Below are 7,827 nucleotides of genomic sequence, written 5' to 3'. Positions count from 1 at the left end.
AATAATAATACTTCTTGTTTTATAAAATATTTTATCTAAGTTTTAATATTTTGTATTTATACCTAAATATTAAAATTATCTACTTAATGAAATAGAAAGTTAGTTGATACTTAAATATTCCTTATTTTTTGTATGATTTAATAGTCTTAAATTAACTCCATACCCCTTAAAAACAAATGTATTATTATTTGTTATAATTATATGTAATTTCTTTTTCATATCAGCAATATAATACATATTATCTGATAGAATTTTTGAAATAATAGTATTATCTTCATCAATAAGCTTTTTAATGTACTTGTTTGTTAGGCTATTAATGTTATTTGACATGATTATTAAATCAACTGTAGGTATGGAGTCAAGTAGGGTGTATGTATCTTTGTTTTCATCAAGCATGTGAAGATTATTTTCATGTTCAGTTATAATAATTTTATTTTTTAGAAGATTGTCATATATATCTGGTGTTAGTGTTAATGTTTTGTCAATAAATATGTATTCTAGGTCATTCCATTCATTATATGTTTCAAGAATATTTAATATTTTATAAATTTTTTTATTCTTTGTTGACATTTTAATCAAATTTTCAGGTTTTTTGTAATCAATATTTATTAAATTTAATTTAAAGGATTACAATTAAAAATTTATTAATTGTTCTATATAAAATATTTTATTTATTTTGATAAAGAATGAACTATTTTTATTAAAATATCAATTAAGTTAAACAAAAATTTTATTTTAAGATTAATCTTTTAAAATTATATAATTTCTATAAAAAATACTTTCAATAAAAAAAATGAAAAAAGAAAATTTAATCTAATTTGATGTAGTACTACATTAACTATCACTAGGAGTAGGTTGTGCAACATTATCACTACTACTAGTAGGATTATTTTCACTACTACTTGGTGTTGAAGCTTTATGAGTATTTGCTTGTTTATCTATTGAGTTTTTAGACTGAACATTTGTTTCTATATTGTTTTTTTGTGAATTATCTACATTACTTGAGTTATAACTAGAATTATTATCACTAGTTGAAATATTGTTTGTTGAATTATTTTCATTAAAACTAAAATTCAATAATCCATTACTAATTATTAGTAAACCTACTAAAATAATCCCTACAATTATTACTATGGTTTTGTTATTTCTCATATTCAATACTTTTATGAAAAAAAGTATAAATATATTAAGATTAATTTTTTTATTTGGATAAAACTATTTTAAATCAAGTTAAAAAAAAGTTAAATAAGTGAAAGTTATTCAATATCAATAATTTCACTTTCATTTATTTCATAATTTTTAGATGTTGCACTATCTAGACCTATAAGCATTGTAGAACCATTATGTAATACTGATGTTGCAGATGGGGATATAACTCCACTAAGACCTAATGCCATGAATGTTGTATTCAATAGAAGTATTAATTTATAATTTCTATGTATTAAATCAAGCATTTGTTGGCTTAATAATCTAATAGTTATTAGATCATTTAATGAAGGTCGAAGTAAAGTAATATCTGCTACTTCTCTAGCAAGATCAGATGAATCTTTCATTGCTACAGATACATCAGCTGCAGATAATGCTGGTGAATCATTAATACCATCTCCCACCATTATTACTTTCTTGCCTTTTTCTTTTATTTCTTCTACAATACTTGCTTTATCTTCAGGTAGTACCTGAGATCTATAATGATTTATTCCTAATAATTTAGCAGTTGTTGCTGCGGCATTTTCAGAATCTCCTGTAAGCATTACAATATCCTTAATTCCTAAACTTCTAAGTTTATTAAGCACTACTTTTGCTTCATCACGTGGAGGATCATATATACATATAATTCCTTCAAGTACTCTGTCTATAGCAAAGTATATTACAGAATATTTATCAACATTTTCAGATATAATATCTTCTTTTTCCTTTGTAATTTTTACATTTTCATCTTCAAGTACAAAGTGTTGACTACCTAATACGGCACGTTTTCCATCTAATGTGGTTGCAATTCCATGAGCTACAATATATTCTACTTCAGAGTGTAATTCTTCTCCATGATTTAGGCCAAGTTCTTTAGCTTTATTTACAATAGCAGTAGCTACACTATGAGGGAAATGTTCTTCAATACATGCTGCTTGTCTGAGTAATTCTTCATCAGATAATGCACCAAGAGATACAACTTTAGCAACTTCTGGGCATGACTTAGTTAATGTTCCAGTTTTATCAAATATTATTGTATCTGCTGTTGCATAAGCTTCAAGATATCTTCCACCTTTAACAACAACTTCTCTTTCTGAAGCTTCTCTCATTGCTGATATGATAGATATTGGTGTTGCAAGTTTAATTGCACATGAATAATCTACAGTTAGTGCTGCAATAGCTTTTATTGTACTTCCAGTTATAATATATGTTAATAGTGTTATTGCAAAATTCCATGGAACTATTGAATCTGCTAATTTTTCAGCTTTACTTTGGATTCCTGCCTTGAGTTTATCAGAACTTTCAATTAAATCAATGATTTGATTTATTCTAGTTGATTCATTTATTGCTTCAACTTCAACAGTTATTGAACCATTTTCAACAATTGTTCCTGCAAATACTGCTTTTCCAACATTTTTAGATACTGGTAATGATTCACCAGTCATTGTTGCTTCGTTAATTTCAGCATTTCCTTTTATAATAACACCATCTGCAGGTATGATTGTACCTGTTCTTACAATAACTTTGTCTTTTTCTTTAAGTTGTGTAAATGGTATTTGTACTTCTTCATTTGTTTCAGTTTCAATCCATACTTTATTTATATTTAACATTAAACTGTTTTCAAGTGAGTGTTTTGTTTTTTCTATTGTGTATTCTTCAAGTATTTCTGATAATCCGAGTAAAAATACAATAGATCCTGCTGGTCCAAACATTCCTTGACTTAATGTTACAGCAAGGGATGTTGCATCTAATAAATCTACATCTATTCTCATATGTATTAAACTATCAATACCTTTAACTATGTATGGTATAGATTCATAAACAATCTTAATAATATTAAGTGGTGTTGGTAAAAAGAGTTGTGCTGCATATCTACCAACTATTTTTTTAAGTATTTTATTAATGTAATGATTATTAGTTTCTCTTGATAGTTCTTCAGTTGTTGGTTCAGCTTCATATAAGTCTGATTTTTTTAAGTTTGCTAAATATTTAAATACTCTGTTTTTATTACCAGAGTATTTTATATGAATACTACCATTGGTAGATGAAACTTTAACAGTTTTGATACCTTTTTTTTGGGAAAGTAATTGGGATAATCCATATCCTTCACTGGTTGTGAATGCAGCTCTTCCTGCACGAACACGTATTATGTCCTTGTTGTTATCATAAACTATTTTAAATTTCATGTTACTTCCTTCAATTTAGTATAATCATTAAAAAAAGATTAAGGGGTTTATAAAATAAAAAATTTTATTCTGCTTCGTCTTCTTCATCTTCTGGTCCGTAGATTTCAATTTTTTGTTTTTCTTGAGCTTCTGCATGAATGTCTTCTGCATCTTCTTTAATGTTTTCTACTTTTTCTTCTACTGAATCTTTTAAATTTAGTATTCCTGCTGTAGCAGATACTGCTGCATTGTGTGCTATTTCTGTTTCTAAGATTTTACCAATAGCTACTGTTGCTATTGCTCCCCCAATGAAATATTTTACTTTTTCTTGTTTTAGAAAATCTCTTGTTCTATCTACATATCCTCTTTGTTGTCTTGCCATTATATCACCTTTTTTAATTTTAATAGAATATAAAATTAATTCCTTTAAGAAGTTTTATTTAAATTTTATTAATCAAATATGATTATTTAAATATTCTATAGTAGAATTTATATTCTATTTCTTATATAAATATGAGTATTTTTAGGTTTTATAAAAAAATATTTAAGTAAGACTAAATTCAATGTATATATTTATTTTATATGGGAATATGTTGATAATTATTTAAAATTATACTCTTTTTATTATAAAATAATTAATTTAGTTATACCTAAATTCATTTTATTTTATAGAGTATAATTAGCATATTTTCAAAAAAAATATAATTTACACTTCTTTTTTTTTTATTTCCAAATATCTTAAAAAAATACAACATAAAAATAGTTTACTTCTAATTTAAAAATATTAGTAGCTGATATACTATTTAATATTTTTATAATAATTAAATCTAGAATAATGTAGTTTATAATGTGAAATCTAATTTTCAAAAAAAATTGAGATTTTATAAAAAATCTCATTTAGTATAGTTTTTATTAAGTCTCTTAATAAAGAGTTTACACCAGGCATATGAAAGTAATGAACCACAAGCACATCCTATTACTAAACCAGCATATACTCCAAATTCTCCAAATCCAAGTACAATTCCAATAACATATCCAAATATTACTTCAAATATAATTGATCTACATAATGTAATTATAAATGATGTAAGGCCTTTTCCAACTCCTTGGAATGTCATTGAAGACATAATACCTGCAGGCATTGCTATTAAGAATAGACATAGTATTTTCAATGCATTGGATATAAGTGGTGCAAGAGGTGCACTCTCTGGTGTATATGCAAATAATAATGCAATGTAATCAGAACCAAAGAACATTATAATTGATAATAATATTGATACTCCATATCCTAATATTATTGAATATCTATGTGCTTCTTTAAGTTTTTTATAGTCATGTGCTCCATATGCTGTACCTGTTACTGTAAGCATTGCAGTTCCAATACCAAATAAAGGTATCATTGCAAATTGGTTGATTCTTGCAGCTGAAGCATATACAGCTACTGCAGTAGTTCCTGCTACAATTGTAAGCATTCCATTTATAATCATGATTAAAGCAGACATTGTAATGTTTTCAGCCATTGATGGTATTGCTACTGAACATATATCTTTAGTTACTTTATTTGCATAGTTGAATACTTTTCTATTGATACGTAGATAAGTATCTTTTTTTATCCATATCCAGTATCCCATTACAATACAACTTATAAGTGATGATAGTACAGTAGCCCATGCTGCTCCAACTATTCCCATATGTAATACATAAATGAATATTGGATCTATAATTATATTTAAAATTGCAGTAATGGCTATGGCATACATGGATCTATTTACATCTCCTTCTGCTCTTAGAATTGCAGAAGCTACACTTGCAAATAAAAATACAATCATGAATAGAAATACAACATTACCATAATCTACTCCCATACTCACACAACGTCCTGCACCCATTAATGTGAGAATTGGGCTAAGTAGAGGTATGAGTATTAGTGGTAATGCTATTGAAAGTATGATTGTAATAAATATACTGTGACTTGCAGCATTATCTGCTAGAGCTTTATCTTTATGTCCTATTGCACGAGCTATAAGTGAGTTTGCACCAGCTCCTATTCCATTTCCAATTCCTACTATTACAAAAAATAGTGGACTTATAAATCCAAGTGCTGCCAATGCATCAGATCCTAATCCTGCTACCCATAAACTATCTGCTAAATTATACATCATAATAAGTAACATGGAAAACATGGTAGGTACTGATAATTTTCTTATTGCAACTTTTGGATCTCCTCTTATTAATTCAATATTATCTGTTTTACTCATAAATATTATCTCGGTTATCATTTATCATATTAAATGAGGTTAATGTCATTTTTCGTAGATTATTCAATAATTCTTCCTTTGTTCCATCATATTCTTCACAAATCTTATTTTCCCATTTTTTTTCAAGGATTTTTATTTCAGTTGCTACTTCTTCACCTTTTTTAGTTAGGTAGATTATGTATTGTCTTTTATTGTTAGGATCCACTACTCTTTTAATATAATCATTTTCTTCTAGTTTTTGGCATGTTCTTGCAATTGATCCTTTATTTATTTGACAATGTTTTGAAAAGAATTCCTGATTTAATGGTTTGTTTGTTAGAGATAATTTTCTTAGAACATATAGTTGTGTTCTTCCAAAATTATATTTAGTATTTAAATGTCTACTTATATAGACATATTCAGAACGAAGTATTATTGAAAGGTAAGGTATAATATGTTTATTTTCAAGGCAGTTTTTGTTATTTACACATTTATCTTCCTTTAACATTTTTTTTTACCTTCAAAATTTATTATTTATATTATTATAATAACAGTTGACTAAGCAACTATTTATTATATTTTATAATAACAATATATAAATGTTGTCATAGCAACAATTGTTATTAAAAGTATGTGTTTATATGAAACATTCTATAAAAATAGTAGTATATATAATAGGAGTTTTTGTGATATGGATAGTAAATGGAACTATGAAAAACTAGAAAGAATGACACAGGAAGGTAACAAATATACTAAAGTTAAATTAGATTACATTACACTTGCTAAGTACTATGAACAAATAGTATTAATAACAAGAAAAAATGGTGAGGTAATACCACTGTTATTTGACGATGTTAGATTAGCATATAATGGAAATCCATTAGATGATATGAATCTACCAGAAATACCAGAAGAATTTATAGAACAATACAATCAACTAGAAAATAATAGAAAAGTTATGCATATTAAACATTTCTCAAGAGACATATCACATGAAGCATGGTTTGATTTTATAAGTAATGAAGTATTAGATTTTATTGAAAAATATCCTCAATTTAAAAAAATAGTAAAGCAATAATCAAAGTAGAATTTCTATATATTATAATATATATAACTTTGATTAAATTGATCAAGAAGTGGAAGCATATCCTTCTTGTTTTTATAAAAGAGTTCAAAGGTCTTATATATAATAGTATATAGAGCATCAATTTTTTGTTGCGTGTTGAATTTATATATTGGATAGCCTATAGTATTATCTTGACTAATATGGGGCATATTATTATTTACTTGTTTTATAAAATGTTCTAAAATAAATATTACATCATCACTAATTGAACTACCAAAACTGAGTGCAGTTTCAATTTTTTTGGTATCTAAATCATCATTATCCATCAATATTTTTATAAGAGATGTGTATCCATTAAATTTTTCAGGAATAAAGTATTCTTGTACTTTATGTGAAACATATTCATTGGTAATTTCAAGATACTTATTTTGAAGAGTTAAATACCATGCAAATGATTCAATATATAAGTTTTTTTCAGTATTTAGAAGATGCATTATTGTCTGTTTAATTATTTCATTAAAAAGATGATGTGCAAGTTCATGAATTATTGAGGAAGGAATCATATTAGAAGGTGTTGTTCTATTTAGAAATATTTTATTAAATGAATAGAAACTTAGAAAGTTTGGATGTTTATTTTCTGAATCATATTGAACTCTAACATAGGGTTTTATAATTTTAAGTAGTACAGGTATTGTAGGATATGCTGGTATTGTAATTTCTGGATTAATATTAACTATATTATTTAATATTGTATCATAGGATGTGTCTGTTAGGGGAATTTTTTCTAGTATTTCCATGTTTTCTTTACTAAATAACTTATAATATACTTTAAAGTCATTTTTATAGTAATTATAATTCTGTAATGATTCATCACAATTATAACATAATGTTGCATTTATGGAGTTTTTAGAATGACATTTTCTACATTCAATTGTACTATTCATTTTTTTAAGCCTTCATATTTGTATGTAACTATTATTATATTGTATAATTATTTTATATAGTTATAATCTTTTTGTTATTTATATGAAACTACTAAAACTACATATACATGTAGTAGTTAATTTTCAATAAATTTAAGGACTTATGTATCAAATTATTGAAGATTTATTTTAAGTAGTTTTTTTTTGAAAATATATAATAAAAACTTTAATAAAATATAAAATTTCTT

Annotated in this window: 8 protein-coding genes; 1 reads left to right on the top strand and 7 read right to left on the bottom strand. The window is 25.6% G+C overall.

What is annotated here, in order from left to right:
* Nucleotides 1-99: 99 nt before the first annotated feature.
* The 6 genes from BZ132_RS04035 to BZ132_RS04010 form a co-directional block, all read right to left on the bottom strand.
* Nucleotides 100-570, bottom strand: a complete 471-nt coding sequence (locus BZ132_RS04035) for a hypothetical protein (protein ID WP_011406416.1) — start codon at nt 568-570, stop codon at nt 100-102.
* Between the two features lie 264 nt (nt 571-834).
* Nucleotides 835-1,152 carry a hypothetical protein gene (locus tag BZ132_RS04030; protein WP_011406415.1) on the bottom strand — a complete coding sequence of 106 codons (318 nt, stop codon included), beginning with the start codon at nt 1,150-1,152 and terminating at the stop codon, nt 835-837.
* A 104-nt stretch (nt 1,153-1,256) separates the two neighbouring features.
* A complete protein-coding gene (locus BZ132_RS04025; protein WP_011406414.1) occupies nt 1,257-3,374 on the bottom strand; it encodes a heavy metal translocating P-type ATPase in 2,118 nt (705 codons plus the stop codon).
* A gap of 64 nt (nt 3,375-3,438) precedes the next feature.
* Nucleotides 3,439-3,735, bottom strand: coding sequence for a DUF6110 family protein (locus BZ132_RS04020; RefSeq protein WP_286940551.1), 297 nt, complete (start codon nt 3,733-3,735; stop codon nt 3,439-3,441).
* A gap of 511 nt (nt 3,736-4,246) precedes the next feature.
* Nucleotides 4,247-5,611: an MATE family efflux transporter gene (locus tag BZ132_RS04015; protein ID WP_286940550.1), complete on the bottom strand. Its 1,365-nt coding sequence runs from the start codon at nt 5,609-5,611 to the stop codon at nt 4,247-4,249.
* Complete coding sequence (locus tag BZ132_RS04010; protein ID WP_112149527.1) at nt 5,604-6,098, bottom strand: MarR family transcriptional regulator; 495 nt, start codon at nt 6,096-6,098, stop codon at nt 5,604-5,606. The genes BZ132_RS04015 and BZ132_RS04010 overlap by 8 nt, the downstream gene beginning before the upstream one ends.
* Nucleotides 6,099-6,281: 183 nt before the next feature.
* Here BZ132_RS04010 and BZ132_RS04005 point away from each other — a divergent pair, with 183 nt between their 5' ends.
* Complete coding sequence (locus BZ132_RS04005) at nt 6,282-6,668, top strand: hypothetical protein (protein WP_011406410.1); 387 nt, start codon at nt 6,282-6,284, stop codon at nt 6,666-6,668.
* 14 nt (nt 6,669-6,682) lie between these two features.
* Here BZ132_RS04005 and BZ132_RS04000 read toward each other — a convergent pair whose 3' ends face one another.
* A complete protein-coding gene (locus tag BZ132_RS04000) occupies nt 6,683-7,600 on the bottom strand; it encodes a hypothetical protein (RefSeq protein WP_286940549.1) in 918 nt (305 codons plus the stop codon).
* Between the last annotated feature and the right edge of the window lie 227 nt (nt 7,601-7,827).

Source organism: Methanosphaera sp. DEW79, from assembly GCF_003266085.1.
GTDB lineage: Archaea > Methanobacteriota > Methanobacteria > Methanobacteriales > Methanobacteriaceae > Methanosphaera > Methanosphaera stadtmanae.
The sequence above is the reverse complement of the archived record's forward strand: the minus strand, read 5'-3'. Positions and strand labels throughout refer to the sequence as shown.